Origin of the sequence: Streptomyces sp. NPDC048337, from assembly GCF_043201175.1 — a bacterium.
Classification (GTDB): domain Bacteria; phylum Actinomycetota; class Actinomycetes; order Streptomycetales; family Streptomycetaceae; genus Streptomyces.
Genome location: NZ_JBICYR010000022.1, coordinates 108,283 through 134,700 on the forward strand (window position 1 = coordinate 108,283; position 26,418 = coordinate 134,700).

Below are 26,418 nucleotides of genomic sequence, written 5' to 3' on the forward strand. Positions count from 1 at the left end.
CCGGGACACCAGTCCGGAATGGGTCCATTCCGCACATCCTTGTGGGCACGCGGCCAATGCGGCAGCGGACAAGGAGAGTTCGGTGGACAAGCACGATGGTCGTGATGCCGGAACGATCCGGCTGGACGACCCCTGGTACGACGCACTGGCCGTCGGCTGGGGCGAGGGCGGGGAAACGTCGCCGCCGCCCCCGGCCCCGGACGGCCGCTCCGCGCCCGGCGCATCCGAGATCTACCTCGAGGTGCAGCGCAGCGCCGCCTTCCAGGAGGTCCGCAGCCGCTACCGCGGGTTCGTCGTCCCCGCGACCGCCGGCTTCTTCCTCTGGTACGTCGCCTACGTGGTCGCCGCCACCGCCGCACCCGGGGTCATGGCCCGGCCCGTGGCCGGCGCCGTCAACGTGGCCATGCTGGCGGGGCTCGGCCAGTTCCTCAGCACCTTCCTGCTGACCTGGGCGTATGCCCGGCACGCGCGACTGCGCCGGGACCGCGCCGCGCTCGACCTGCGCTGGACCGTCTTCGAGCAGGAGCGCGGCCAGGAGCGGAACCGGGCGAGGGGGAGCGGCCGGTGACCACCGAGCACCAGACCCTCGCGCTGATCCTGTTCAGCCTCTTCATCGCCGTGACCCTCGGCATCACCACCTGGGTCAGCCGCAACCGGCACGGGTCGGCGGAGGAGTTCTACGCCGGCGGGCGGCTGTTCTCCCCTCTGGAGAACGGTTTCGCCATCGCGGGCGACTACATGTCCGCCGCCTCCTTCCTCGGTATCTCCGGGCTGATCGCCCTCTTCGGCTACGACGGCATGCTGTACTCGGTGGGCTTCCTGGTCGCCTGGCTCGTGGTGTTGTTCCTGGTCGCCGAACTGGTCCGCAACTGCGGGCGCTTCACCCTCGCCGACGTGGTGGCCGCGCGGATGAGCGAGCGGCCGGTGCGGATCGCGGCCGGCACCTCCTCGGTCGTCGTCTCCGTGCTCTACCTCGTCGCGCAGATGGTCGGCGCGGGCAGTCTGGTCGGCCTGCTGCTCGGGAGCTCCGGCACCACGGCCCGGACGCTCACCGTGATCGGCGTGGGAGCGCTCATGGTGGTCTACGTGTCCTTCGGCGGGATGCGGGCCACCACGTGGATCCAGATCGTGAAGGCCGTGCTGCTGATGGGCGGGGCGATCACCCTGACCGTGCTGGTGCTGCTGCGCTTCCACGGGAACGTCGACCAGCTGCTCACCAGCGCCGCCGACCGCAGCGGGCACGGGCCGCGGTTCCTGAGCCCCGGCCTCAAGTACGGCGGCGACTGGACCGCTCGCGTCGACTTCATGAGCCTCGGCCTCGCGCTGGTCCTTGGGACCGCCGGGTTGCCGCACATCCTGTCGCGCTTCTACACGGTGCCCACCGCGCGGGCCGCCCGCCGGTCGGTGGTGTGGGCGATCGCGCTGATCGGCGGCTTCTACCTGATGACCATCGTGCTCGGCTTCGGAGCGGCCGCGCTGGTCGGCCCGGACGCGGTGCGGGCCTCCAACGCCTCGGGGAACACGGCGGTTCCACTGCTCGCCGCCCTCCTCGGCGGGGGCGCCGAGACCACCGGGGGTGCGGTGCTGTTCGCCCTCGTGGCCGCCATCGCCTTCGCCACCATCCTCGCCGTGGTCGCCGGGATCACCCTGGCCTCCTCGGCCTCCGTCGCGCACGACCTGTACGCCTCCCTCAAGCGCCGACGCGCCAGGCAGCGCAGCGAGGTCTCCGTGGCCCGGATCGCGGCCGTGGGCATCGGGGCGGTCGCGATCGCCCTCGGGCTGCTCGCCCAGAACCTCAACGTGGCGTTCCTGGTGGGACTGGCCTTCGCGGTGGCGGCTTCGGCGAACCTGCCGGTGCTGCTGTACTCGCTCTTCTGGCGCGGGTTCACCACGCGGGGTGCCGTCTGGGCGGTGTACGGCGGCCTGATCCCGGCGGTCCTGCTGGTCGTGCTCTCGCCCGTGGTCTCGGGGAGCCCCGAATCGCTCTTCCCCGGCGTGGACTTCCAGTACTTCCCGCTCCAGAACCCCGGGATCATTTCCATCCCGCTGGGCTTCCTGGCGGGCTGGCTGGGCACCGTCACGTCGGCGGAAGAGGCGGACGCGCGCAAGCACGCGGAGACGGAGGTCCGCTCGCTGACGGGGGCCGGGGCGGTGTGAGCCGTCACGGGCCTTCGGAGGGGAGCCAGGTGTAGCGGTGCTCCGGGCGGCCCGTCTCGCCGTAGCGGAGGGCCAGGGTGACGCGGCCCGAGCGTTCGAGGAGCTTCAGGTAGCGCTGGGCGGTCTGGCGGCTGATGCCCGCGCGGTCGGCGATCTGCTGGGTGGACAGGGGCCCTGCGGCGGAGCGCAGGACCTGGCGGACCAGTTCCGCGGTGGTGGGGGAGTGGCCCTTGGGGAGGTCGTTCGGGGAACCGGCGGCGGCGAGGGCGCCGAAGATCCGGTCCACCTCGGCCTGTTCGGCCTCGCCCCCGGTGTCCAGGGTGCGGCGCAGCGTCCCGTACGCCTCCAGCTTCGAGCGCAGGCCGGCGAAGGTGAACGGCTTGACCAGGTACTGGAGGGCGCCGAGGCGCATGGCGGCCTGGACGGTGGCCAGGTCGCGGGCGGCGGTGACCATGATCACGTCGGTGTGGTGGCCGAGTTGGCGCAGGCGGCGCACCAGGTCGAGGCCGTTCTCGTCCGGGAGGTAGTGGTCGAGGAGGATCAGGTCCACGGGGTGGGTGGTGAGGAAGGTGAGGGCCTCGGCCGCGGAGTGGGTCTGCGCGACCACCCGGAAACCGGGAACCTTCGCCACGTACGCCGCGTTGATCCGGGCAACGCGCATGTCGTCGTCGACGACCAATACGCGCATCGGGGTCTCGTTCATCGCAGGGCCTCCGGGAGTACGACGGAGAACTCCGCCCCTCCGTCCGCTGCCTCGCCGGCCCGGGCGCTGCCGCCCTGCCGCTCCGCGAGGCGGCGTACGAGGGCGAGGCCCAGCCCGCGCTCGCGGTGGGCCTTGGCCTGTTTGGTCGACCAGCCCTCCGTGAAGATCTCCTCGCGGCACGCGAGGGGTACGCCGGGGCCGCTGTCGCGCACACGGAGTACGGCGGTCCGGCCTTCGGCGCGCAGCTCCACCTCCACCAGGGGTGCCGCCGAGCCGACGGCGGCGTCCAGGGCGTTGTCCACCAGGTTGCCGAGGATCGTGACGAGGTCGCCCGGATCCACCAGGCGGTCGGGGAGGAGAGTGGTCTCGGCCAGCCGCAGGGGGACCCCGCGCTCTGCGGCGACGGTCGCCTTGCCCACGAGAAGGGCGGCCAGCAGCGGGTCGTGGACCTTCTCCGTGACCTGTTCGGCGGTGGTGCGGTGGACCCCGACGACCTCCGTCACGAACTCCACCGCCTCCTCGTGCAGGCCGAGCTCCAGCAGGCCGAGGAGGGTGTGGAGGCGGTTGGCGTGCTCGTGGTCCTGGGCGCGCAGGGCGTCGATCAGGCCTCGGGTGGAGTCGAGCTCGCGGCCCAGGTGCTCCAGTTCGGTGCGGTCGCGCAGGGTGGCCACGGCGCCGCCGTCCTCGGTGGGCATCCGGTTGGCGACCAGGACCCGGGGGCCCTGCACGGTCACGAGGTCGCGGCCGGTGACCCGGCCCACGAGGACGTCCGCGGTGCGCCCGGCGCCGAGTACGTCGTCCAGCGGGCGTCCGGCCAGGCCGCCCGCAGGGCCTGCCGCGTCCGGAGTGAGGCCCAGCAGCCGGGCGGCCTCGTCGTTGACGAGCCGCACCCGGCCCGCCCGGTCGAGCGCGATCACGCCCTCGCGGATGGAGTGCAGCATCGCCTCGCGCTCGGCGAGCAGGCCGGCGATGTCGGAGAAGGCCAGGTCCCGGGTCTGCCGCTGGATCCGGCGGGACACCAGGTAGGCGGCGAGGGCGCCGACGGCCAGGGCGCCGCCCGCATAGGCGAACAGGCCGGGGATGGCGCCCAGCAGCCGGTCGCGGACGCTGTCGTAGGGGATGCCGACCGAGACGGCGCCGACGATCTCGCCGTCGGCCGCCAGGAGCGGGACCTTGCCGCGGGCCGAGCGGCCCAGGGTGCCCTCGTCGATCTCCATGACCTCACGGCCCGCCAGGGCATCGCTCGGGTCGGTGGAGACGGGCAGCCCGATCCGGCCGGGGCTGGGGTGCGAGCGGCGGATGCCGTCCAGGTCCATGACGACGACGTACTCGGCGCCGGTGGCCCGGCGGATCCGCTCGGCCGAGGACTGCACCGGGCTGTCCGGGGAGGCCCCGGAGTCCAGCAGGTCGGCGGCCAGCGACGGGTCGGCCGCCGCGCTCTGCGCGATGGCCAGGGCGCGCCGCATGGCCTGGTCGTCGAGCTGCGCGCTCAGCGGCGCCAGGAACAGCCCCGTGGCCAGCACGACGACCCCGCCGGCGATGGCCAGCTGGGTCAGCAGGATCTGTGAGACGGCCCGTCTGGGCAGCCCGAGGCGCCGAGCGCTCATGGGGAGGAACCGCATGAGTAGCAACGGTAGGTCGGCCCCGGCATAAGCGGAATGCCCAATGTGCACGCACATGGGCCTGCCGGTCCGGCGGCGGGGACCGCGGTCGGGGTGGCTGCCGGGGGCCACCGGCCTGACCGGGGAGCCCCGGAACGCCCCCGGCTGTCCGGCCCGCGGTGGCCCGGACTCCCCGCTCACCCTCTACCGCACGAGCCACGGGCGCCCGTCACGGCAGCGGCCGGGGCGGGCGGGGCCCCTGGTACTCCCCGCTCGGGCGCATCCGCAGCGGCCGCTCCTGGTACTCCTCGAGCGCGTGCGCGATCCAGCCCGCCGTCCGCGCCACCGCGAACACCGTCTCCCCGGCCTCCGCCCCCATCCCGCACGACACCGTCAGCACCGCCAGCGCCAGGTCCACATTGGCGTGCAGCCCACCCTGCCGGGCCATCACCGCGGCGACCTCCCGCGCGGCGCCCAGCGCGGGCCCCGCCTGCGGCAGAGCCTCCAGCCGCGCGAACAGCGCCTGCGCGCGCGGGTCCTCGCCCTTGTACAGCCGGTGCCCGAGCCCCGGCACCCGGCGTCCCGCCCGGAGGTACTCCGCCACCACCGGAGCGGCCCCGCCCCGTTCCAGGACCTCCACCAGCATCCGGTGCGCGAGCCGGCCGGCCGCGCCGTGCAGCGGCCCTTCGAGCGCGCCGAGCCCGGCCGACACCGCCGCGTACGGATGGGCCCGGGCCGACGCGGCCACCCGTACCGCCAGCGTGGAGGCGGCCAGATCGTGGTCGACCAGCAGCCCCAGCGCCAGATCCAGCACGGCCAGCGCGTCCGGGTCCGGTTCGCGCGCCGTCAGCCGCGCCCACAGCTGCCGGGCCATCCGGCCGTCCCCGGCCCACGCGGCCGGCCCCGCCTCGGGCAGCGCCCCGACCAGGGTGGGGATCAGACAGCGCGCGGAGCCCAGTACGGCCTCCTCGGACAGGTCGAAGCGGAGCGGGTCCGCCACCGCGGCGGCGGCCACCGCCACGCGCAGCCGGTCGACCGGACCGCTGTGCTCCGGGAGGGCCGCCACCGCCCGCCGGGCCGCGGCGAGGGGCTCGGCGGGAGCGGTGAACCGCGCCCCGCGCGGGAGCGCGCCCGTCCAGAGCCACTCCGCGACCTCCTCGTAGGCGTAGCGCGAGGCCAGGGCCACCGCGTCCACGCCCCGGAAGTAGTACCGGTCCGCCTCGATGAGCGTCAGCGCCGTCCGTACGGAGAGCTCCCCGGCGGGGGCCGCCGCCTCGCGCCGGTTGCGCCGGGCCAGCTCCTCCACCTCGTGCGCGTCGAAACTGCTGCCGCGGCCGACCGGATCGCGCCGGCTGGTGAGCTGGCCGCGGCTGACGTAGGCGTACACGGTCGAAGGCTTCACACCGAGCAGCTCGGCGGCCTGCCGGGTGGTGAGCCGTCGCTCTTCGTTCATGCACGACACCCTACATATGTTGATTCAATCAATATTGACAAGTATTCCATCAATCATCGATGGTCGATGCATGAACACCACTGACAGCACCCTTGAAGTGCCGCGCGGACTCGCGGGAGTCGTGGTCACCGAGACCGAGCTCGGCGACGTCCGGGGGCGTGAGGGCTTCTACCACTACCGCCAGTACTCGGCCGTCGAGCTCGCCGAGAGCCGCGGCTTCGAGGACGTGTGGCACCTGATGTTCCGCGGCACGCTGCCCGCGGACGCCGCCCAGCGGGCCGTCTTCGCCGCCGAGATCGCCCCGCTGCGCCGGCTGCCCGCCGAGGTGCGGGACGCCCTGCCCGCCCTCGCCCGGGCCACCGAGCTCTCCGGACCCCTCGCCGGACTGCGCACCGCGCTGTCGCTGCTCGGCGCCTCCGCCGGCTTCCGCCCGGTGTACGACCTCGACCCGGGCCGCCGCGCCGCCGACGCCCTGGCCGCCTGCGCCGCCGTACCCACCCTGCTGACCGCCCTGCACCGGCTGGGCCAGGGCCTGGATCCGGTCGAACCGCGCGACGACCTGCCGTACGCCGCCAACTACCTGTACATGCTGACCGGGCAGGAGCCCGACCCGGTCAAGGCCCGCGCGGTCGAGCGGTACCTGATCTCCACCGTCGACCACGGATTCAACGCCTCGACCTTCACCGCCCGCGTCATCGCCTCCACCGGCGCCGACGTCGCGGCCTGCCTGACCGGGGCGATCGGCGCCCTCTCCGGTCCCCTGCACGGCGGCGCCCCGAGCCGGGCCCTGGACACGCTGGACGCCATCGGCACCGCGGACCGGATCGGGCCGTGGATCCGCGAGCGGGTCCTCGCGGGCGACCGGATCATGGGCTTCGGCCACCCCGTCTACCGCACCGAGGACCCCCGCTCCCGCATGCTGCGCGACATCGCCCGAAGCTTCGGCGGCCCCCTCGTGGATTTCGCCGTCGAGGTCGAGCACCAGGTCGAGGAGATCCTCGCCGAGCTCAAGCCGGGCCGTGAACTGCACACGAACGTGGAGTTCTACGCGGGCGTGGTCATGGAGCTGTGCGGGCTCCCGCGCGAGATGTTCACCCCGACCTTCTGCGCGGCCCGCGTCGTCGGCTGGAGCGCGAACATCCTCGAACAGGCCGCCGATTCGAAGATCATCCGTCCGGCCGCCCGCTACACCGGTCCGACCCCACCCCAGCCGGTGCCTCCGCTCGGCTGACCGGGCCTGGCTACGATCGACCGGGTGAACAGCAGGCAGCCCATCCCCGTCGTCGTCCTCGCCGGATTCCTCGGATCCGGCAAGACCACCGTGCTGAACCACCTCCTCGGCAACCGCGGAGGCACCCGGATCGGAGTCGTCGTCAACGACTTCGGCTCGATCGAGGTCGACGCCATGTCGGTGGCGGGCCAGGTCGGGGACTCCATGGTCTCCCTCGGCGGCGGCTGCCTGTGCTGTGCCGTCGACGGCAGCGAGCTCGACGCGTACCTGGAGAAGCTCTCCGCGCCCGTCCACCGGATCGACGTGATCGTCATCGAGGCGAGCGGGCTGGCCGAGCCCCAGGAGATGATCCGGATGCTGATGGCCAGCGAGAACCCCGACATCCGCTACGGGGGCATGGTCGAGGTCGTGGACGCTGCCGAGTTCGACGCGACCCGGGCCAAGCACCCCGAGACCGACCGCCACCTGGCCGTCGCCGACCTGGTGGTGCTCAACAAGACCGACCGGGTCGACACCGCCGAACGGGCCCGCATCGAGGGGGAGCTCGCCGTGCTCTGCGCTCCGGGCACCCCCGTGGTCGGCGCCGACCACGGACGGATCGACCCGGAGCTGCTCTTCGACCGCCGCCCCTGGACCGAGACCCGCGGCCAGCTGTCCTTCGAAGACCTGGTCGCGGAGGCCGAGGACCACGGGCACGGCCCCTGTGCCCACGCGCACGCGGCGTACGAGAGCACGGAGTTCGTCTCCGAGCAGGCGCTCTCCCCGCGCCGGTTCATCGACTTCCTCGACCGCCGGCCCGCCGGGCTCTACCGCGTCAAGGGCTTCGTCTACTTCGGCGTCCCCGGCTACCGGGAGCGGTACGAGGTCCACGCGGTCGGCCGCTTCCTCCGCTTCGCCCCGCAGCCCTGGGGGCGGGGCGAAGCGCGCCTGTCCCGGCTCGTCCTGATCGGCTCCGGCACCGACGGCCCCGGACTTCTGCGCGAGCTGGCGGAATGCCGCGAGGACGCCCCGCAGGACGCGCGTCCCGAGAGCATGTGGGGCATCCTCCGCTACGTCGCCCAGCCCGAGCCGCCCGCAGCCTCACCGGAGGCGGCGGAGGCCTGACCGCTCCCTTCGGGCGGGTCGGCGTGTTTCCCGAAAGCTGGACGGATTGTCACATACAGTGCGCAATCGTGCAATCCGGATAAATCGCGAAACATGCCAATAAGGCAGGAAGGGAATGCTATGCGCACGCTGCGCAAGGCTGCTCTCGTAGCCGCCATGATCGGGAGCCTCGGCATGGCCGGTGCGGGAGTCGCCTCCGCCGCCGGCTCCGACACGGACGGCCCCGCCAGGGAGTGCACTCAGGTAGCCGGTGCCGGCAACACGTCCATCGACACCGTCATCCCGGTGAACGTCGCAGTCGCCGTCTTCGGCACCGTGACGCAGACGAACGTGACGCAGTCGAACTCGGCGCAGTCGAACACGATCCAGGAGATCTGCGTCAACGGGGACAACAGCTCCCCCGTGAATGCCGCCAGCCTCGAGGTGGGGCAGTCGAACGCCTCGGCGACCGCCCTGGACGCGGCCATGGACAAGTTCTGACCAATGGGACCGGGACGGCTCCGGGATCCGAGGCATCGGATCCCGGAGCCGCCTCGCGTCACGACGGGTATCAGGCCACCTCGACCCCGTACTCCCGCAGCAGGTCCTCCAGGCCGCCCCGGTAGCCCTTGCCGCCGACGACGAAGTCCCAGTCGCCGTTCGCCCGGCGCCGGAAGGCGCCGAGCACCAGCGCGGTCTCGCCCGCCCGGCCGTCGGAGACCTCCAGCTGCCCGGCCTCAGTGCCCGCCGCGTCCAGGAGCCGGATCCGGGCGTCCGTGAAACCGGCCAGGTCGGCGTGCGGATCGACCTCCGGGTCGACGGCGGCCACCAGGACGAGCCGGTCGGCCTCCCGCGGCAGCGCGTCGAAGGCCACCTCCAGCGCGGCCTTGTCGGGCGCCGCGTGCGCGCTGGTCCGTACCGAACCGTCAGGGGTGCGCGGGTTGTTGAAGAAGACGAAGTGCTCCTCGCTCAGCACCCGGTTCCCGCTGCAGACGAGCGCGCACACGTCCAGCGCGACCCGGCCCGACCAGGACATGCCGAGCACGTTGTGGTCCGCCGACGGGGCGGGCTCGGGCGTTCGCTGAGCCGGGATGTCCGTGGCGGTGCCGCCGAGCCGGCCCCGCAGTCCGTACTGGTGCAGGAGCTCCACGAGCTTGTCCCCGGGAACCAACTCCAGCGGCTTGCCGTTGGCAAAGGTGTAGGAGCCCGGCCCGAAGGACGCGGTGGTGACCAGCACCCCCTTGTTCGCCCCCTTGTCCTGGACCGTGCCGTACAGATCCCGTACCGCCGTGGGCGGCACGGTGTTCCGGTAGCGCTTGACCTGCACCACGATCCGCCCGCCCCGGATCGGGGCCGGGTCCAGCGCCTCGACGTCCACCCCGCCGTCACCCGACCGCCGGGTGGTCACCGCCTCCATGCCCATCGCCCGGAAGAGCTCCGCCACCAGGTTCTCGAAGGCGATCGGGTCCATCTCGAAGAGGTCGGGCTCCTCCCCGTCGCCGGCCGTGTGCCCGCCGTGGCCGACGACCCCTCCGCCGACCTCGTCCGGCCTGCGTCCGGGGCGTACGACGGTCAGCTGGTCGGGCCGGGCCGACAGCTGCCCGCCCAAGCCCTCCACCAGGCAGTCCACCGCGCTGACCTGCTCCAGGCGCAGCCCCGCGAAAGTGGTGCGCGTCGCCGGCAGCGTGGCGAGTACGAACTGCGCCTCCTGCCCCGTCACCGGATCGTGGCAGTCCACGAACCCGTTGACCACGACCGAGTCCAGAACGTCGAACTCGTCCGCCGCGTACAGCTCGCGCACCACCAGCAGCATGCATTGCGCCAGCAGGTCCCGGTACAGGGCGCGCCGCTCCGCGACTCGGCGGGGCTTCTCGTTGAGCTGGTCCGTACTCGGCAGGTACTGCACCGACCTGGCCTCCGGCACCACCGCGTACCCGGGCAGCTCCCAGTCCAGCACCAACTGGCGCGCGGCCGGGTCGTACGCCGCGGCCACCTGCCTCGGGAGCGCCTCGGGCCAGGCCGCCGAGGAACCCACGGCGGCCGAGAAGTACTCCACCACCGCCGCCGGGTCGCCCGCGCGCAGCGCCCCGGCCAGCCGGTCGAGCCGACTGTTGTGTGCCCGTACCCCGGCCAGTTGCTCGGCCGCCCACCGGTCGTACTGCTGCCGGTACACCGCCAGTTGCTGTTGCCGCTGCGCCTCCGCGGCGTTGGCCGCCTGCCAGGCCTGGGTGTACCGGGCGTGCGCCTCCCGCTCCGCCTGTGCCCGGTTGCCCGAGCCGAGGGTCCAGCCGCTGCTCTGCCCCTGGAACTCGTCGATGCGCGGCATCGGCACGGGCTGTGCCAGAGGCCCCGGCGGATTAAACGGTTCCACCTGCTCGGGCCGGACCATGGCGTCCATCCTGAACGCCGGTGTCCGGCAGCCCGAGACCAACAGGTCGCGCAGAGCGGCGACCTCGGCATCGAGTTGCTCGGTCCGCCGTCGAGCCTCGGCCTCGCGGTACTGCCGGTGGCCCCGCGCCACGTCCCGTTCGTAGCTCCCGATCGGTCCGCTGCTCGATCGACGACTCATCAGCTGTGTTCTCCCCCCACCGCGTATACGGGGAAAACACTAGTCGGCACACGGGGTGTCCGGTCCCGGACCGGACACCCCCTACGCCGTCCTACAGTGCGGCCCCCGCCAGCGCCGCGACGGCCGCGGGCAGCGCGGCACCCGAGCCGTCCCGGCGCGGGTCCGCGGCCGGCAGCTCCGCCGGAGCGCCGTTCGCCGCCGCCGCGCGGACGGGGGAGCCGCCCGCCCAGGCGAGCACCAGGAGGTCCTCGCCCTTCAGGAACCGCTGGCAGCGCACGCCACCGGTGGCCCGGCCCTTGCGCGGGTACTGGTCGAAGGGGGTCAGCTTCCCGGACAGCACCGAGTCGTCCAGCGTCCCGTGCGAGCCCGCCACCGTGAACACCATCGCGTCCCGGGCCGGGTCCACGGCCGAGAAGTGGATCACCTTGGCGTTCCCGGCGAGCTTGATGCCCGCCATACCGCCCGCCGGGCGGCCCTGCGGGCGCACCTGGCCCGCCGGGTAGCGCAGCAGCTGGGCGTCGTCGGTGATGAAGACCAGGTCCTCCTCGCCCGTGCGCAGCTCGACCGCGCCGACGATCCGGTCGCCCTCCTTGAGGGTGATGACCTCCAGCTCGTCCTTGTTGGCCGGGTAGTCCGGCACGACGCGCTTGACGACGCCCTGCTCGGTGCCCAGCGCCAGACCCTGCGAGGACTCGTCCAGCGAGGTCAGGCAGACCACCCTCTCGTCCGCCTCCAGCCCGGAGAGGAACTCCGAGACCGGGGCGCCGCCCGCCAGGTTCGGCGCGGCGTGGGTGTCCGGCAGCTGCGGCAGGTCGATCACCGACAGCCGCAGGAGCCGGCCGTACGAGGTGACCACGCCGACGTCGGCGCGGGCGGTCGCCGCGACCTGCGAGACGATCAGGTCGTGCTTGGCGCGGGCGCCGCCCTCCTCCTCGGGGAGCGGCTCGCCGGTCGCCGTACGCGCCAGCAGGCCCGTGGAGGACAGCAGCACCCGGCAGGGGTCGTCCGCGACCTCCAGCGGAACCGCCGCCACCGCGGTGCCCGCCGACTCCAGCAGGACCGTACGGCGCTCGGTGCCGAACTTCTTCGCGACCGCCGCCAGTTCCGTGGAGACCAGCTTGCGCAGCTCGGTGTCGGACTCCAGGATCCCGGTCAGCTCGTCGATCTCGCCGGTCAGCCGGTCGCGCTCGGACTCCAGCTCGATCCGGTCGAACTTGGTGAGGCGGCGCAGCGGGGTGTCCAGGATGTACTGGGTCTGGATCTCGCTCAGCGAGAACCGCTCCATCAGCCGGGCCTTGGCCTGCGCGGAGTTCTCGCTGTCCCGGATGAGCCGGATGACCTCGTCGATGTCGATGAGCGCCACCAGCAGGCCCTCGACCAGGTGCAGGCGGTCGCGGCGCTTGCCGCGGCGGAACTCGCTGCGCCGCCGGACGACCTCGAAGCGGTGGTCGAGGTAGACCTCCAGCAGCTCCTTGAGGCCGAGGGTCAGGGGCTGCCCGTCGACCAGCGCCACGTTGTTGATGCCGAAGGACTCCTCCATCGGCGTCAGCTTGTAGAGCTGCTCCAGCACGGCCTCCGGGTGGAAGCCGTTCTTGATCTCGATGACCAGGCGCAGACCGTGCGAGCGGTCGGTGAGGTCCTTGACGTCGGCGATGCCCTGGAGCTTCTTCGAGCCGACCAGGTCCTTGATCTTCGCGATGACCTTCTCGGGGCCGACCGTGAAGGGCAGTTCGGTGACGACCAGGCCCTTGCGGCGCGCCGTCACGTTCTCCACGGACACCGTCGCGCGGATCTTGAAGGTGCCGCGGCCGTTCTCGTAGGCGTCCTTGATCCCCGAGAGGCCGACGATCCGGCCGCCCGTGGGCAGGTCGGGACCCGGCACGAAGCGCATCAGCGCCTCCAGGTCCGCGTGCGGGTAGCGGATCAGGTGGCGGGCGGCCGCGATGACCTCGCCGAGGTTGTGCGGGGGCATGTTCGTGGCCATGCCGACCGCGATCCCGGAAGCGCCGTTGACCAGCAGGTTCGGGTAGGCGGCGGGCAGCGCGACGGGCTCGCGCTCCTGGCCGTCGTAGTTGGCGGTGAAGTCGACGGTGTCCTCGTCGATCGACTCCGTCATCAGTGACGTGGCGTCGGCCATCCTGCATTCGGTGTAGCGCATCGCGGCCGGCGGGTCGTCGTTGCCGAGCGAACCGAAGTTGCCGTGGCCGTCGACCAGCGGCAGCCGCATCGAGAAGGGCTGGGCCATGCGCACGAGGGCGTCGTAGATCGACGCGTCACCGTGCGGGTGGAGCTTGCCCATGACCTCGCCGACGACGCGCGCGCACTTCACGTAGCCGCGGTCGGGGCGCAGACCCATCTCGTTCATCTGGTAGACGATGCGCCGGTGCACCGGCTTCATGCCGTCGCGGGCGTCGGGCAGGGCGCGGGAGTAGATCACCGAGTACGCGTACTCGAGGAAGGAGCCCTGCATTTCGTCGACGACGTCGATGTCGAGGATGTTCTCCTCGAAATCCTCCGGCGGCGGGGTCTTCGTGCTGCGGCGGGCCATCGCTGCGCGGCTCCTTAACCAAGAATGAGTGTGCTGGGGGGTCTGACGCGGACCATTGTGGCCCGAGGCACCGACAACGCCGACTCCGACCCCGGGGGTCCCCCCAGACGGAGCTGGGGGAGTGACCCGGGAACTTATCCGGCAACCGACGCGCTTGCATACAGTGGCAGGTCTGACAGGAATCTCTGCATCGCGATCGAAGGGACCACATGCCCATGGGTCACACGGCCACCGCCCAGGCCGGCTCCGGCGGCCTGACAGCGACCGAGCACCGGCTGGCCAACGGCCTGCGCGTGGTGCTCTCCGAGGACCACCTGACCCCGGTCGCCGCGGTCTGCCTCTGGTACGACGTCGGCTCGCGCCACGAAGTCAAGGGCCGTACCGGCCTTGCTCACCTTTTCGAGCACCTGATGTTCCAGGGCTCGGCGAGCGTGCCGGGCAACGGGCACTTCGAACTGGTCCAGGGCGCCGGCGGCTCCCTCAACGGCACGACCAGCTTCGAGCGCACCAATTACTTCGAGACGATGCCGACCCACCAGCTGGAGCTCGCGCTCTGGCTGGAGGCGGACCGCATGGGCTCACTCCTGGCCGCCCTGGACGACGAGTCCATGGAGAACCAGCGCGACGTCGTCAAGAACGAGCGCCGCCAGCGGTACGACAACGTCCCGTACGGCACGGCGTTCGAGAAGCTGACCGCGCTGGCGTACCCCGAGGGGCACCCGTACCACCACACCCCGATCGGCTCCATGGCCGACCTGGACGCGGCCTCGCTGGAGGACGCCCGCGCCTTCTTCCGTACGTACTACGCGCCGAACAACGCGGTGCTGTCCGTGGTCGGCGACATCGACCCGGAGAAGACCCTCGCCTGGGTCGAGAAGTACTTCGGCACCATCCCCGCGCACGACGGCAAGCAGCCGCCCCGCGACGGCACGCTCCCAGAGATCATCGGGCAGGAGCTGCGCGAGGAGATCGTCGAGGAGGTCCCGGCGCGTGCCCTGATGGCCGCCTACCGGCTCCCCCACGACGGGACCCGCGAGTGCGACGCGGCGGACGTGGCGCTGACCGTTCTCGGCGGCGGCGAGTCCTCCCGGCTCCACAACCGCCTGGTCCGCCGCGACCAGACGGCCGTCGCGGCGGGCTTCGGGATGCTGCGCCTGGCGGGCGCGCCCTCCCTGGGCTGGCTGGACGTGAAGACCTCCGGCGGGGTCGAGGTGCCCGACATCGAGGCGGCCGTGGACGAGGAGCTCGCGCGGTTCGCCGCCGAGGGCCCCACCGCCGAGGAGATGGAGCGCGCCCAGGCGCAGCTGGAGCGGGAGTGGCTGGACCGGCTGAGCACGGTCGCGGGCCGTGCCGACGAACTGTGCCGCTTCGCGGTCCTGTTCGGCGACCCGCAGCTGGCGCTCACCGCCGTACAGCGCGTCCTGGACATCACCGCCGAGGAGGTGCAGGCCGTGGCCGCGGCCCGGCTGCGCCCGGACAACCGTGCGGTGCTCGTCTACGAGCCGATCGCGGCCGACGAGACCGACCAGACCGACACGGCCGACGAGAACGAGGGGGCGGAGCAGTGAGCGACACCGCAGCCGTCACGATGACCTTCCACCCGCGGCCGCAGGCGGGCGAGCCGCAGCCGTGGGCCTTCCCGGCCCCGGACCGCGGGGTCCTGTCCAACGGACTCACCCTGCTGCGCTGCCACCGCCCCGGCCAGCAGGTCATCGCCGTCGAGATCAACCTCGCCGCCCCGCTCGACGCGGAGCCCGAGGGCCTGGACGGCGTCGCGACCATCATGGCCCGCGCGCTGTCCGAAGGCACCGACAAGCACTCCGCCGAGGAGTTCGCGGCCGAGTTGGAGCGCTGCGGGGCCACCCTCGACGCGCACGCCGACCACCCGGGCCTCCGGGTCTCCCTGGAGGTCCCCGCCTCCCGTCTGCACAAGGCGCTGGGCCTGCTCGCCGAGGCGCTGCGCGCCCCCGCCTTCGCCGACTCCGAGGTCGACCGGCTGGTGCGCAACCGGCTCGACGAGATCCCGCACGAGCTGGCCAACCCGCAGCGCCGCGCCGCCAAGCAGCTCTCCAAGGAGCTCTTCCCGGCCTCCCTGCGGATGTCCCGTCCGCGCCAGGGCACCGAGGAGACGGTCGCCCGGATCGACTCCGCCGCCGTGCGCGCCTTCTACGAGGCCCACGTGCGCCCCGCCACCGCCACCGCGGTGGTGGTCGGCGACCTGACCGGGATCGACCTGGACGCCGTACTGGCCGACACCCTGGGCACCTGGACGGGCAACTCCGCCGAGGCCCTGCCGGTGCCGCCGGTGACCGCCGACGACACCGGCCGCGTGGTCATCGTGGACCGCCCCGGCGCGGTCCAGACCCAGCTGCTGATCGGCCGGATCGGGCCCGACCGGCACGACCGGGTCTGGGCGGCCCAGGTGCTCGGCACCTACTGCCTGGGCGGCACCCTCACCTCCCGCCTGGACAAGGTGCTGCGCGAGGAGAAGGGCTACACCTACGGCGTACGCGCCTTCGGCCAGGTGCTGCGCTCGACCGCCGACGGCAAGGGCGCCTCGATGCTCGCCATCAGCGGCTCGGTGGACACCCCGAACACCGGCCCGGCGCTGGAGGACCTCTGGAAGGTGCTGCGCACCCTCGCGGAGGGCGGCCTGACCGATGCCGAACGGGACGTGGCGGTGCAGAACTTGGTGGGCGTGGCCCCGCTGAAGTTCGAGACGGCGGCCTCGGTCGCCGGCACCCTGGCCGACCAGGTCGAGCAGGAGCTGCCGGACGACTACCAGGCGCGGCTGTACGCGCAGCTCGCCGCGACCGGGACGGTGGAGGCCACTTCGGCCGTCGTGGCCGCCTTCCCGGCGGGCCGGCTGGTCACGATCCTCGTGGGCGACGCCTCGCAGATCGAGGCACCGGTGCGGGAGCTCGGGATCGGTGACGTGAGCGTCGTCACCAACTGACGCTGCGACGGGCGTCCAACTGGCGTCCGGCCGAAGGCCAATTGGCGTTCGGCGTGAGGGGCTCCGGCGGCCTGACCGCCGGGGCCCCTTTTGTCCGTTTCGTGGTGTGGTTGCTCGTATGCGGTGTGGCGTACGCAACAAAAGGGCGTGTCTGTTTGGCGATTGACTGATGATCCGCCTAGCGTCGGCCGTGCTGTCCGTCAGTTGTACCCGCCGCACCCGCGGCACCGGGCAGCGATCGCCGAGTCCCCGTCAGGCGCGAGCCTGGGGAGCCGGGGACCCACATCAGTCCCTGGGGTGAATCGGACCGCCTCGCAAGAGGAGGTCCGTAGGAGACCTTCCTGCTCCGAACCCGTCAGCTAACCCGGTAGGCGAGAAGGAAGGAAAGGACCAGCCCCTTCATGGCGTTTGGCAGTCGTCCCGCCGGCTCCGGTAAGCACCGTGGTTCCAGCCGTCTGAGCCGCAAGACCGCCGGTTACGCCGGCATCGCCGCCCTCGCCACCACGGGCGTCGTCGGCTCTCTGGCCGCTCCGGCCTTCGCCGCGGACAGCGGCGACAACCACTCCAACCAGGACAACGGCCTCGGTGCCGTCGTCGTCGCCGAGGACCTGCCCGGCGACATCCAGGACCAGGCCGCGTCCCAGCAGCGCGCCGCCGAGCACGCCGCCGCCCAGGCGCAGGCCGAGGCCGACGCCAAGCAGCGGGCTGCCGAGGCCAAGCGCCTCGCCGAGGCCAAGGCGAAGGCCGAGCGCGAGGCCGCCGAGCGCGCCGCCCGCGAAGAGGAGCGCAAGCGCCTCAACACCTTCGTCGCCCCGGTCGACGGCTCGTACGTCAGCACGCAGTACCACGCGGGCGGCGGCATGTGGTCCTCCGGCAGCCACACCGGCATCGACTTCCACGCCTCGTCCGGCACCTCCGTCCACGCGGTGGGCGCCGGTACCGTCGTCGAGGCCGGCTGGGGTGGCGCGTACGGCAACAACGTCGTGATCAAGCACAACGACGGCACCTACACGCAGTACGGGCACATGTCCTCGCTCAGCGTCTCCGTCGGCCAGCAGGTGACCCCGGGCCAGCAGATCGGCCTCTCGGGCTCCACCGGCAACTCCAGCGGCCCGCACCTGCACTTCGAGGCCCGCACCGGCTCCCAGTACGGCTCGGACATCGACCCGGTCGCGTACCTGCGCTCGCACGGCGTCAGCCTCTGACCCGAAGGCGCCCGCGCTCCCGCGCCACCGCTCCACCGCTTGTCCGAAGGCCCCGGCTCACCGAGCCGGGGCCTTCGCGTTGTCCGCGTGCAAATGTTTCGCATTTTCGACCGCTCTCGGAAATTATCGTGTGTTGCAATAGAGTCGCAGCACGCGCACGCGTGTCCAATGACTGTGCGAGTCGGAAATAGGCGGAGGTTCGGTCTTGCGTATTCCTGCGCACGCGGTATGCACGGCAATCCGCGACGACATCGTCTCCGGGGTCTTCGAACCGGGCGGCAGACTCACGGAAGAGGTGCTGGCCCGCCGCTACGGAGTCTCGCGCGTGCCCGTCCGCGAGGCGCTGCGGACCCTGGAGTCCGAGGGGTTCGTGACCACGCGGCGCCACGCGGGCGCCTGTGTGGCCGAGCCGACCGAGCAGGAGGCCGCCGACCTGCTGGAGCTGCGGATGCTGCTGGAGCCCCTCGCCGCCGCCCGGGCCGCCCGGCGGCGCACCGAGGCCCACCTCAAGGTGCTGCGCGGACTGGTCAGGCTGGGCCAGGAGCGGGCCAGGCGGGGCCAGGGCGAGGATCTGCGCTCCCTGGGGGCCTGGTTCCACGAGACGCTCGCGCAGGCCTCCGGCAGCCCCGGACTGATCGCGCTGCTCACGCAGATGCGGCACAAGGTCGCGTGGATGTACGTGGTGGAGGCGCCCGTCCGGCCCGTGGAGTCCTGGGCGGAGCACGGCGCGATCGTGGACGCGGTGGCGCGCGGGGACGCGGAGCGGGCCCGGGCGCTGACCGCGATCCATGCCGACCGGGCGGTGGGGGCACACCGGCCGCGGCTCCGGCCGACGGTGAGAACTTCGCAACCTGCCGTAAACATGTCGAGCGGTCGGCATTAACAGGGGCCGTATACAAAGGACCGGTATCGGAGCGAATTGGCCGCCTGGTCGTGCCGTATTCCTGCGGAGCGCGGCCCGATTTCGCGGAGTCGATTTCACGCGGCCGGATTTCGCGGAGCGGTATTCCCGTGCTGCCCTTTTTCGGGCGGGCCGGATATTCCGTCGCGGCACCTCACCCTGAACAAAAACGGCGAAGCCGTGGTTCCCGGAGCTCCGGGAACCACGGCTTCGCCGCGAAGGGTCAGACGGTCTCGGGGAGCTCCTCGAGGCCCTCCTCGACCAGCTTCGCGAGGCGGTCCAGCGCGGCCTCCGCGCCGTCGGCCTCGGACGCGAGGACGATCTCCTCGCCACCCTGGGCGCCCAGGCCCAGAACCGCCAGCATGGAAGCGGCGTTGACGGGGTCGCCGCCGGCCTTCGCGATGGTCACCGGGACGCCGGAAGCGGTCGTCGCACGGACGAAGATCGAGGCGGGACGAGCGTGCAGGCCCTCGGCCCAGCCGACGTTGACGCGGCGCTCTGCCATGGTGATGCCCTTCAGGTTCTTACGGTTGTCTAGACCAGTCTCTCACGACGCCCGGAATGCTCCGACCGACCTTCGGCCCGAATCTTCCGCCGTTCGACCTTCCCCAGCTTGCCCTGATTTGCCCAAGCTTGCCTCATCCGCCGCGCAGGAGCTATTCAGCCAGCCTTGGCCTTAAGATCGCCGCATGACCACCGAGTCGGACCTCTCGTACCCGGCCCACTGGGAGGCGGACGTCGTCCTGCGCGACGGCGGCACCGCCCGGATCAGGCCGATCACCACCGCGGACGCGGGCCGGCTGGTCAGCTTCTACGAGCAGGTCTCCGACGAGTCGAAGTACTACCGCTTCTTCGCCCCCTACCCCCGGCTCTCCGACCGAGACGTGCACCGCTTCACGCACCACGACTACGTGGACCGGGTCGGCCTCGCGGCGACCATCGGCGGGGAGTTCATCGGCACCGTCCGCTACGACCGCATCGGCGCCGACGGCCGGCCCGCCACCGGGCCCTCCGACGAGGCCGAGGTCGCCTTCCTCGTCCAGGACGCCCACCAGGGCCGAGGGGTGGCCTCCGCGCTCCTCGAACACATCGGGGCGGTGGCCCGGGAGCGCGGCATCCGCCGGTTCGCCGCCGAGGTGCTGCCCGCCAACACCAAGATGATCAAAGTGTTCACGGACGCCGGCTACCAGCAGAAGCGCAGCTTCGAGGACGGCTCCGTCCACCTCACCCTCGACCTCGAACCCACCGCCGAGTCCCTCGCCGTCCAGCGCGCCCGCGAACAGCGCGCGGAGGCCCGCTCGGTGCAGCGGCTGCTGGCCCCCGGCTCGGTCGCGGTGATCGGCGTCAGCCGCTCCCTCGCGGGCGTGGGCGCGGCCGCCCTGCGCAACCTGCGCGACAGCGGCTTCCACGGCCACCTCTACGCCGTCAACGAGGCCACCACCCGCGATCTGCTCGACGGCGTACGGGCCTACCCCACGATCGGTGCCATCGGCGCCCCCGTCGACCTCGCCGTGATCGCCGTCCCGGCCGACCGCGTCCCCGAGGCCGTCGCCGCCTGCGGGGAGCACGGGGTGCAGGGGCTCGTCGTACTCTCCGCCGGATACGGGGAGAGCGGGCCGGAGGGGCTCGCCCGCCAGCGCGAACTGGTGCGCCAGGTGCGCTCGTACGGAATGCGGCTGATCGGGCCGAACGCCTACGGGGTGATCAACACCGCGCCCGAGGTGGAACTCAATGCCTCGCTGACGCCCGCGCCGATGCCGGTGCGCGGCCGGACCGGCCTGTTCACCCAGTCCGGAGCGATCGGGATCGACCTGCTCTCCGCCCTCGTGCGGCGCGGGGAGGGGCTGTCCTCCTTCGTCTCGGCGGGGAACCGGGCCGACGTCTCCGGAAACGACATCCTCCAGTACTGGTACGACGACGAGGCGACGGACGTCGCCCTCATGTACCTGGAAACCCTGGGCAACCCGCGGAAGTTCACCCGCCTCGCCCGCCGGACGGCGGCCGTCAAGCCGGTGGTCGTCGCCAAGGGCGGGCGCCACACCCCGGCCGGGCACGTCGTCCGCGACACCCGGCTGCCGGACGCCACCGTCTCGGCCCTGCTGCGCCAGGCCGGCGTCATCCGCGTCGACACGGTGACGGAGCTGGTGGACGTCGGCCTGCTGCTGGCCTCGCAGCCGCTGCCCGCCGGACCCCGCATCGCGATCCTCGGGAACTCCGAGTCCCTCGGCGTCCTCACCTACGACGCCTGCCTGACCCAGGGCCTGCGGCCGCTGCCGCCGATCGACCTGACCACGGCCGCCTCGCCGGCGGACTTCCGCGAGGCGCTGGCCGCGGCGCTGGCCTCCGACGACAGCGACGCGGTCGTCGTCACCGCGATCCCGTGGGTGAACGAGCAGGCACCGGCGGACGACCTGGCCGATGCCCTTCGCTCCGCGGTGGCCGAGCGTCCGGGGAAGCCGGTGGCGGTGGTCCACGTGGAACTCGGCGAACTGGTCGAGGCGCTGGCCGGGGTCTCAGCCCCGTCGGCGCCCGAGGCGCCGGCCCCCGCGGAGCCGGGCCCCGGCAGCAGGATCCCGAGCTACCCGGCCGGCGAGCGGGCCGTGCGGGCCATCGCCGAGGCCGTGCGCTACGGGCAGTGGCGGCGGGACAACGCCGAGGCCGGCCAGGTTCCCGAGTTCGAGGACATCGACGAGGCCGGCGCCGCCGCGCAACTGGCCGGGCTGCTCGCCGACGTCGACGCCGAGGCCGTGCTGAGCCTGACCGACTGGGACGCCCGCGAGCTGCTCGGGCGGTACGGCATCCGCGTCCAGGCCACCCTGCCCGCGCCGAGCCCCGACGCCGCGGTCAGGGCCGCCGGGGTGCTGGGGTACCCGGTGGCACTCAAGACGACCGCCCCCCACCTGCGCCACCGAGCGGACCTGGGCGGCGTACGGCTCGACCTGCGCGACGAGGCCGAGCTGAGGCTCTCGTACGAGGAGCTCACCGAGGCGCTCGGGAAGCCGGCGGAGCTCCAGCCGGTGGTCCAGCCCATGGTGCCGCGGGGGGTCGACACGGTCGTCCGCTCCGTGATCGACCCGGCCGCGGGTGCCGTCCTCTCCTTCGGGCTCGCGGGCGTCGCCTCCGAGCTGCTCGGGGACACCGCCCACCGGCTCGTCCCGGCCACCGACCGGGACGCCGCCGGACTGATCCGGTCCATCCGGACCACACCCCTCCTCTTCGGCTGGCGCGGCAGCGACCCCGTGGACACCCCCGCCCTGGAGGAGCTGCTCCTGCGCCTCTCCCGGCTCGTGGACGACCACCCCGAGGTGATCGGCGTCTCGCTGGAACCGGTGGTGGTCGCCACCGAGGGCCTCTCCGTGCTGAGTGCCACCGTCCGGGTCGCGCATCCGCCCGCCCGCGGCGATCTCGGCCCGCGGACCCTCCCCAGTTACTGAGGGGGTCCGGGCGCGGCCGGGACGCCCCGTACGGGCCTTAGGATGGACCTCATGGCGAAATCCGGTACGACGACCCAGGGGCTGCGCACGGCGATCGAGCGCAGCGGCTACTACCCGGCCCTCGTGGCCGAGGCCGTGGAGGCCGCGGTGGGCGGCGAGCCGATTTCGTCGTACCTGGTCCACCAGGAGACGACCTTCGACTCCAACGAGGTGCGCCGCCACGTCACCGTGCTGGTCCTGACCGGAAACCGCTTCATCGTCAGCCACACCGACGAGCAGGCCGCCGACGCCGGGTCCCCGTCCCCGTACGCGACCACCTCCACCGAGTCGGTCAAGCTCTCCAGCATCTCCTCCGTGGTGCTCAGCCGCGTCGTGGCGAACCCGGAGTCCTACACCCCCGGCACCCTGCCCCGCGAGGTCGTCCTGACCATCGGCTGGGGCGCGGTGTCCCGGATCGACCTGGAGCCCGCCGCCTGCGGCGACCCGAACTGCGACTCCGACCACGGCTACACCGGCAACTCCACCGCCGACGACCTCAGCCTGCGGGTCAGCGAGGCGGGCGACGGCCCGGAGGCGGTGCGCCAGACCCTGGTCTTCGCGCAGGCACTCAGCGAGGCGACGGCAGCCACCTCCTCCAACCCCGCCCGCTGATGGCCTACCCCGCCGCGCAGAACTGGGCGGACGAGCCGGAGCTGCTGGACCTCGCCGCTGCGCCGGTCCCCGAGTACGGCACCGGCTCGCTCGCCGACCTGCTGCCCACCCTCGTCGCGGGCCAGGGCGTACCGGGCTTCAGCGCCGCCATCGCGGAGCTGACCCCGGCCGACCGGAACTGCGTCTTCCTCGTCGACGGCATGGGCTGGGAGCAGATCAAGGCCCACCCGGACGAGGCCCCGTACCTCACCTCCCTCCTCGGCAGTTCGCGCGGCGGCACCGGCCGCCCGATCACCGCGGGCTTCCCGGCGACCACCGCCACCTCGCTGGCCTCCGTCGGCACCGGCCTGCCGCCCGCCCGGCACGGCCTGCCCGGCTACGCCGTGCGGAACCCGGCCACCGGCGAGCTGATGAACCAGCTCCGCTGGCAGCCGTGGACCCCGCCGAAGCCCTGGCAGCCGTACCCGACCGTCTTCGAGCTGGCCGACAAGGCCGGGGTGGCGACCGCCCAGGTGTCCTCGCCCGCCTTCCAGACCACCCCGCTCACCAAGATCGCGCTGAGCGGCGGCACCTTCCTCGGCCGGATGACGGGCGAGGAGCGGATGGACCTCGCCGCCGACCGCCTCGCGGCCGGCGACCGCTCGCTCGTGTACACGTACTACAGCGAGCTCGACGGGGCGGGCCACCGCCACGGCGTGGACTCCGACGCCTGGCGCGGCCAGCTCATGTACGTGGACCGGCTGGTCCAGCGGCTCGCCGAGCAGCTCCCGCCGCGTACAGCGCTGTACGTGACCGCGGACCACGGCATGGTCGACGTGCCGTTCGACGAGGACTCCCGGATCGACTACGACGAGGACTGGGAGCTGGGCGCGGGCGTGGCCCTGCTGGCCGGCGAAGGCCGGGCCCGGCACGTGTACGCCGTCCCGGGCGCCGAGGTCGACGTCCTGACCGTGTGGCGTGAGGTGCTCGGCGACCGGTTCTGGATCGCGAGCCGCGAAGAGGCCCTGGAACTGGGCTGGTTCGGCCCGCCGGGGGAGTGCGACGAGCGCGTCCTGGGGCGGATCGGCGACGTGGTCGCGGCCGCCCAGGCCGATGTCGCCATCACCGCTTCGCTGGGCGAGCCCAACGAGTCCGCCCTCGTCGGCATGCACGGCTCGATGACCGCGGCCGAACAGCTCGTCCCGCTGCTCGAAATCCGCACCTGACCGATTCCTGCCTTCCCCCTCTCCTGCCCCACGACCCGAAAGGTCCTGTACTTCCCATGCCCGAGCTGGTGTTCTTCTCCGGAACGATGGACTGCGGAAAGAGCACTCTCGCAATCCAGCTGGGTCATAATCGGTCGGCGCGTGGGCTCCAGGGTGTGGTCTTCACTCGCGATGACCGGGCTGGTGAGGGCAAGCTGTCCTCGCGGCTGGGCTTGGTGACCGAGGCGGTCGAGGTCACCGACGGCATGGATCTGTATGCCCATCTGGTCGCGGAGCTGTCTGGGGGAGGCAGGGCGGACTACGTGATCGTGGACGAGGCGCAGTTCCTGGCGCCCGAGCAGGTCGACCAGCTTGCCCGGATCGTCGACGACCTCGGCATGGATGTCTTGGCCTTCGGTATCACCACGGACTTCCGCACGAAGCTGTTTCCGGGTTCGCAGCGGCTGATCGAGCTGGCGGACCGGGTCGAGACCCTCCAGGTCGAGGCGATGTGCTGGTGTGGAGCGCGCGCCACGCACAACGCCCGTACGGTGGGCGGGGAGATGGTGGTCGAGGGCGCCCAGGTGGTGGTCGGCGACGTGAACCGCCCGGCGGAGGAGATCGGCTACGAGGTCCTGTGCCGCCACCACCGCCGCCGCATGACCTCGGCCACGGCCCACGCGGGTGCTCTCTCCCCGGACGTCCTGCCAGTCACTCCTGTCTGAGCGCCTTGTTGTGGCTCGAGCCATACTCTGCCACTTCGCGAGGAGTGGCCCTGGCAGACGGCCAAGCGCTGTGACGGCAACTGGCGCAAGCATCGGCTGTGTCCCGCTGACCTGCGCGAATGAGTACGGCTTCGTGGCATGAACGAGTTGCATCATGGCAAGAGCGCGCTCCAGACGGCTCATGGTCCGGTGCGGGCCCCCCTTCGTGCAACCTGCTACTGAACTTGAATGAGTGATGTCGGGCTGGCGAGGTCTGCTACTGATCCGCCAAGGTCTGCGCGTGACGGAGTACAAACAAGATCTGGTGGCATTGTTGCGCGAGCTCGATGATCCCGAGTGGCTGGAGCGGCCCCGGGGCTACGACCGTGGTGAGATTGGAGCGATGTTCAACGTCCTCGTGGCGCGACTTGAGGACGACTTTGCCGCGCCATGTGTCAGCGAGCGGGACACGCAGGACTCCAGTGAGTACGGGCGGGTCACGGTGCCGGCTGATGCGACTGTGTGCGGAACCCAGATCGTTGTCTGCGTGAGCAACTTCGGCTCCCTGGCGCTGGTCTGTGCCGGCAACCCCGGCGCCTTTCTGGGCACCGGGGCAGCACAAGCTGAGGGCGAGTTGGACGCTGCGGATTTGGGCAAGGTCATGGGGACGTTGGCCAACCTCGGGTACGCGATCGTTCCCGAGGAGCTGTTGGAGTGCGACTACGCCGGGCCGAGCCAGCTGCCCTGGCATGTTCAGCGTCCCACCTGGTGGCACCGCTTCTTCGGTAGCTTCTGACGATCGTGCGGTCAGGGACAAGCCGCTGCCTGCGAGACAGCTGTCGATCGTGTCCGGCCGGTACTGGAGCTGCTTGAGCCGGCGTTTGACTGCTCGAGTTACCTCGCCGAGGTCGGCTGCGGCGAGGTTGCCGATGTCACGCTTGACCAGCGACCAGATACCCTCCTGCGGGTTCAGGTCCGGCGCGTAGGTGGGCAGCTGGAACACGGTGAGCCAGGAGGCGTTCGCGTCGATGAACTCCCGCAGCGGCTTGGTGAGGTGGAGGCGGACGTTTCCCAGACCAGCACGATCGGGCTCCGCCCTTCTGGACACCCTGCACACAGCGGGGTCGTGCTGCTGGCCGCCGTTCTAGCTGGTGCGGCAGCTGCCGGACCGGCCGTCCAGCCCCCAGGTGATTGCGGAGGCCGGGCTGCACGGCGTTGCCTCGGTCGGCTCCGCCCGGGGTCTGGCCGATCCGGCCCAGCACATGAGCGACACCCTCCAAGCCCTCGCCAGTCTGCTCTCACACCAGCAGGCCACGCCTGAAGAGGGAGGCGTTATGGCTCGCAAAATCCAGGTGGCGACCCTCGTCGCCGCGAGCACCGCGATCACGGCGATGCGCACGATATAGCCGATCAGCACCGCGAGGACGAGCACGATCATCACGATCGCCAGCAGGGCCAGGTACAGCGTGAGCCCGGCCACGCCGAACAACGCGAACGGGATGACCCGCTCCACCAGCCCCTTCCCGGCATCCGACATGTCGGTGCCCATCACGGCATGGGACATCGCGTTCGCCAGAGCGATCGCCTTGCCATCCCGTCAAGAGCCCCTGTCATAGCCCCGGCGCCGGCATTCCACGCGCTCGCTCCGCCCCGCCCCGGACGCCAGCCTGTCACGGCTGTTCCATCCGATGCCTGATGAGTCGCTGACCAGCGGTTTTCTGGCGAACAGGGCTCGGAGAACTTCCTGAAGAAACTTTCCGACTCTGGCCTCTGGGGCCCCTCTCCTCGGCGCACGAGTCATCAGCCATCCTCGTGACGGACCGACCGCTGACCTGCGCTGTCTGTCTGCACCGTCAACCAGGATGGTCTCGGCGACGGCTGGACTCGGGCTTTAGATCACCCTCCGTGGCCCAGGCACGTATAGTAAGTGACCCAGAACCCGAGTTCAGCCGTCGCTGAGAAGCGGAGAGCGTCACCGGCTACAGGGGATTGACGTTTACCCGATGGCTCTCGCAGGACATTGTGCGCGGCAGACTCA

The 26,418-nt window shown here is 71.9% G+C and carries 21 protein-coding genes, 1 pseudogene and 1 riboswitch; of the genes and pseudogenes, 14 read left to right on the forward strand and 8 right to left on the reverse strand.

The window, feature by feature from the left end:
• Positions 1-82: 82 nt before the first annotated feature.
• Both ACGFYU_RS29670 and ACGFYU_RS29675 read left to right on the forward strand, forming a co-directional pair.
• Positions 83-568 carry a DUF485 domain-containing protein gene (locus tag ACGFYU_RS29670; RefSeq protein WP_393830376.1) on the forward strand — a complete coding sequence of 162 codons (486 nt, stop codon included), beginning with the start codon at positions 83-85 and terminating at the stop codon, positions 566-568.
• The gene (locus ACGFYU_RS29675; RefSeq protein ID WP_393830377.1) at positions 565-2,157 is read left to right on the forward strand and encodes a cation acetate symporter; all 1,593 of its coding nucleotides are present in this window, start codon (positions 565-567) and stop codon (positions 2,155-2,157) included. The genes ACGFYU_RS29670 and ACGFYU_RS29675 overlap by 4 nt, the downstream gene beginning before the upstream one ends.
• A 4-nt stretch (positions 2,158-2,161) precedes the next feature.
• On the opposite strand, the gene ACGFYU_RS29680 is transcribed toward ACGFYU_RS29675, so the two are convergent.
• The 3 genes from ACGFYU_RS29680 to ACGFYU_RS29690 all read right to left on the reverse strand — a co-directional run bounded on the left by ACGFYU_RS29680 (position 2,162) and on the right by ACGFYU_RS29690 (position 5,914).
• Positions 2,162-2,860: a response regulator gene (locus ACGFYU_RS29680; protein WP_393830378.1), complete on the reverse strand. Its 699-nt coding sequence runs from the start codon at positions 2,858-2,860 to the stop codon at positions 2,162-2,164.
• Positions 2,857-4,467 carry an ATP-binding protein gene (locus ACGFYU_RS29685; protein ID WP_393830379.1) on the reverse strand — a complete coding sequence of 537 codons (1,611 nt, stop codon included), beginning with the start codon at positions 4,465-4,467 and terminating at the stop codon, positions 2,857-2,859. The genes ACGFYU_RS29680 and ACGFYU_RS29685 overlap by 4 nt, the downstream gene beginning before the upstream one ends.
• A 223-nt stretch (positions 4,468-4,690) precedes the next feature.
• Positions 4,691-5,914, reverse strand: a complete 1,224-nt coding sequence (locus ACGFYU_RS29690; protein WP_393830380.1) for a citrate/2-methylcitrate synthase — start codon at positions 5,912-5,914, stop codon at positions 4,691-4,693.
• A 70-nt stretch (positions 5,915-5,984) separates the two neighbouring features.
• Here ACGFYU_RS29690 and ACGFYU_RS29695 point away from each other — a divergent pair, with 70 nt between their 5' ends.
• From ACGFYU_RS29695 to ACGFYU_RS29705, 3 genes are all read left to right on the forward strand, one after another.
• Entirely contained in the window at positions 5,985-7,145 is a 1,161-nt protein-coding gene (locus ACGFYU_RS29695) for a citrate synthase/methylcitrate synthase (RefSeq protein WP_393830381.1), read from the forward strand.
• A 24-nt stretch (positions 7,146-7,169) separates the two neighbouring features.
• Entirely contained in the window at positions 7,170-8,249 is a 1,080-nt protein-coding gene (locus ACGFYU_RS29700; RefSeq protein WP_393830382.1) for a CobW family GTP-binding protein, read from the forward strand.
• Positions 8,250-8,369: 120 nt separating this feature from the next.
• Entirely contained in the window at positions 8,370-8,729 is a 360-nt protein-coding gene (locus ACGFYU_RS29705; protein WP_393830383.1) for a hypothetical protein, read from the forward strand.
• A 70-nt stretch (positions 8,730-8,799) separates the two neighbouring features.
• On the opposite strand, the gene ACGFYU_RS29710 is transcribed toward ACGFYU_RS29705, so the two are convergent.
• Positions 8,800-10,797, reverse strand: a complete 1,998-nt coding sequence (locus ACGFYU_RS29710) for a restriction endonuclease (RefSeq protein WP_393830384.1) — start codon at positions 10,795-10,797, stop codon at positions 8,800-8,802.
• Between the two features lie 91 nt (positions 10,798-10,888).
• A complete protein-coding gene (locus ACGFYU_RS29715) occupies positions 10,889-13,345 on the reverse strand; it encodes a DNA topoisomerase (ATP-hydrolyzing) subunit A (protein ID WP_393830385.1) in 2,457 nt (818 codons plus the stop codon).
• Positions 13,346-13,560: 215 nt separating this feature from the next.
• Between ACGFYU_RS29715 and ACGFYU_RS29720 the strand changes: the two genes are divergently transcribed.
• The 4 genes from ACGFYU_RS29720 to ACGFYU_RS29735 all read left to right on the forward strand — a co-directional run bounded on the left by ACGFYU_RS29720 (position 13,561) and on the right by ACGFYU_RS29735 (position 18,389).
• On the forward strand, positions 13,561-14,913 hold the full coding sequence (locus ACGFYU_RS29720; protein ID WP_393830386.1) for a M16 family metallopeptidase: 1,353 nt from the start codon (positions 13,561-13,563) through the stop codon (positions 14,911-14,913).
• A gap of 20 nt (positions 14,914-14,933) precedes the next feature.
• Positions 14,934-16,301, forward strand: coding sequence for a M16 family metallopeptidase (locus tag ACGFYU_RS29725; protein ID WP_393830410.1), 1,368 nt, complete (start codon positions 14,934-14,936; stop codon positions 16,299-16,301).
• A 229-nt stretch (positions 16,302-16,530) separates the two neighbouring features.
• A riboswitch (cyclic di-AMP (ydaO/yuaA leader) is annotated at positions 16,531-16,690 on the forward strand.
• Positions 16,691-16,702: 12 nt separating this feature from the next.
• The gene (locus ACGFYU_RS29730; protein ID WP_393830387.1) at positions 16,703-17,506 is read left to right on the forward strand and encodes a M23 family metallopeptidase; all 804 of its coding nucleotides are present in this window, start codon (positions 16,703-16,705) and stop codon (positions 17,504-17,506) included.
• A 205-nt stretch (positions 17,507-17,711) separates the two neighbouring features.
• On the forward strand, positions 17,712-18,389 hold the full coding sequence (locus tag ACGFYU_RS29735) for a GntR family transcriptional regulator (protein ID WP_393830388.1): 678 nt from the start codon (positions 17,712-17,714) through the stop codon (positions 18,387-18,389).
• Between the two features lie 241 nt (positions 18,390-18,630).
• Here the strand turns inward: ACGFYU_RS29735 and ACGFYU_RS29740 are convergent, their stop codons facing one another.
• Positions 18,631-18,912 carry an HPr family phosphocarrier protein gene (locus tag ACGFYU_RS29740; protein WP_382636137.1) on the reverse strand — a complete coding sequence of 94 codons (282 nt, stop codon included), beginning with the start codon at positions 18,910-18,912 and terminating at the stop codon, positions 18,631-18,633.
• A 184-nt stretch (positions 18,913-19,096) separates the two neighbouring features.
• On the opposite strand from ACGFYU_RS29740, the gene ACGFYU_RS29745 reads away from it, so the two are divergent.
• The 5 genes from ACGFYU_RS29745 (at position 19,097) to ACGFYU_RS29765 (ending at position 25,176) form a co-directional block, all read left to right on the forward strand.
• Positions 19,097-21,841 (forward strand): GNAT family N-acetyltransferase, encoded by a 2,745-nt coding sequence (locus tag ACGFYU_RS29745; RefSeq protein ID WP_393830389.1) that lies wholly within the window; start codon positions 19,097-19,099, stop codon positions 21,839-21,841.
• Positions 21,842-21,892: 51 nt separating this feature from the next.
• Positions 21,893-22,492 carry a DUF5998 family protein gene (locus tag ACGFYU_RS29750; RefSeq protein ID WP_393830390.1) on the forward strand — a complete coding sequence of 200 codons (600 nt, stop codon included), beginning with the start codon at positions 21,893-21,895 and terminating at the stop codon, positions 22,490-22,492.
• Positions 22,492-23,697, forward strand: a complete 1,206-nt coding sequence (locus ACGFYU_RS29755; protein WP_393830391.1) for an alkaline phosphatase family protein — start codon at positions 22,492-22,494, stop codon at positions 23,695-23,697. Before ACGFYU_RS29750 ends, ACGFYU_RS29755 begins: the two co-directional genes overlap by 1 nt.
• A gap of 56 nt (positions 23,698-23,753) precedes the next feature.
• Positions 23,754-24,401, forward strand: coding sequence for a thymidine kinase (locus ACGFYU_RS29760; protein WP_393830392.1), 648 nt, complete (start codon positions 23,754-23,756; stop codon positions 24,399-24,401).
• A gap of 280 nt (positions 24,402-24,681) precedes the next feature.
• On the forward strand, positions 24,682-25,176 hold the full coding sequence (locus ACGFYU_RS29765; RefSeq protein ID WP_393830393.1) for a hypothetical protein: 495 nt from the start codon (positions 24,682-24,684) through the stop codon (positions 25,174-25,176).
• 186 nt (positions 25,177-25,362) lie between these two features.
• Here the strand turns inward: ACGFYU_RS29765 and ACGFYU_RS29770 are convergent.
• Positions 25,363-25,497, reverse strand: a pseudogene (locus ACGFYU_RS29770) (hypothetical protein); the annotation flags it as partial.
• Between the two features lie 27 nt (positions 25,498-25,524).
• Positions 25,525-25,929 carry a hypothetical protein gene (locus ACGFYU_RS29775; RefSeq protein ID WP_393830394.1) on the reverse strand — a complete coding sequence of 135 codons (405 nt, stop codon included), beginning with the start codon at positions 25,927-25,929 and terminating at the stop codon, positions 25,525-25,527.
• Positions 25,930-26,418 lie beyond the last annotated feature (489 nt).

Coding starts and splice junctions, on each gene's coding strand:
- ACGFYU_RS29680 (WP_393830378.1), bottom strand. CDS start 2,860: ATGAACGAGACCCCGATGCGCGTATTGGTCGTCGACGACGACATGCGC.
- ACGFYU_RS29685 (WP_393830379.1), bottom strand. CDS start 4,467: ATGAGCGCTCGGCGCCTCGGGCTGCCCAGACGGGCCGTCTCACAGATC.
- ACGFYU_RS29690 (WP_393830380.1), bottom strand. CDS start 5,914: ATGAACGAAGAGCGACGGCTCACCACCCGGCAGGCCGCCGAGCTGCTC.
- ACGFYU_RS29695 (WP_393830381.1), top strand. CDS start 5,985: ATGAACACCACTGACAGCACCCTTGAAGTGCCGCGCGGACTCGCGGGA.
- ACGFYU_RS29705 (WP_393830383.1), top strand. CDS start 8,370: ATGCGCACGCTGCGCAAGGCTGCTCTCGTAGCCGCCATGATCGGGAGC.
- ACGFYU_RS29710 (WP_393830384.1), bottom strand. CDS start 10,797: ATGAGTCGTCGATCGAGCAGCGGACCGATCGGGAGCTACGAACGGGAC.
- ACGFYU_RS29715 (WP_393830385.1), bottom strand. CDS start 13,345: ATGGCCCGCCGCAGCACGAAGACCCCGCCGCCGGAGGATTTCGAGGAG.
- ACGFYU_RS29720 (WP_393830386.1), top strand. CDS start 13,561: ATGGGTCACACGGCCACCGCCCAGGCCGGCTCCGGCGGCCTGACAGCG.
- ACGFYU_RS29725 (WP_393830410.1), top strand. CDS start 14,934: ATGACCTTCCACCCGCGGCCGCAGGCGGGCGAGCCGCAGCCGTGGGCC.
- ACGFYU_RS29730 (WP_393830387.1), top strand. CDS start 16,703: ATGGCGTTTGGCAGTCGTCCCGCCGGCTCCGGTAAGCACCGTGGTTCC.
- ACGFYU_RS29740 (WP_382636137.1), bottom strand. CDS start 18,912: ATGGCAGAGCGCCGCGTCAACGTCGGCTGGGCCGAGGGCCTGCACGCT.
- ACGFYU_RS29745 (WP_393830389.1), top strand. CDS start 19,097: ATGACCACCGAGTCGGACCTCTCGTACCCGGCCCACTGGGAGGCGGAC.
- ACGFYU_RS29750 (WP_393830390.1), top strand. CDS start 21,893: ATGGCGAAATCCGGTACGACGACCCAGGGGCTGCGCACGGCGATCGAG.
- ACGFYU_RS29755 (WP_393830391.1), top strand. CDS start 22,492: ATGGCCTACCCCGCCGCGCAGAACTGGGCGGACGAGCCGGAGCTGCTG.
- ACGFYU_RS29760 (WP_393830392.1), top strand. CDS start 23,754: ATGCCCGAGCTGGTGTTCTTCTCCGGAACGATGGACTGCGGAAAGAGC.
- ACGFYU_RS29775 (WP_393830394.1), bottom strand. CDS start 25,929: ATGGGCACCGACATGTCGGATGCCGGGAAGGGGCTGGTGGAGCGGGTC.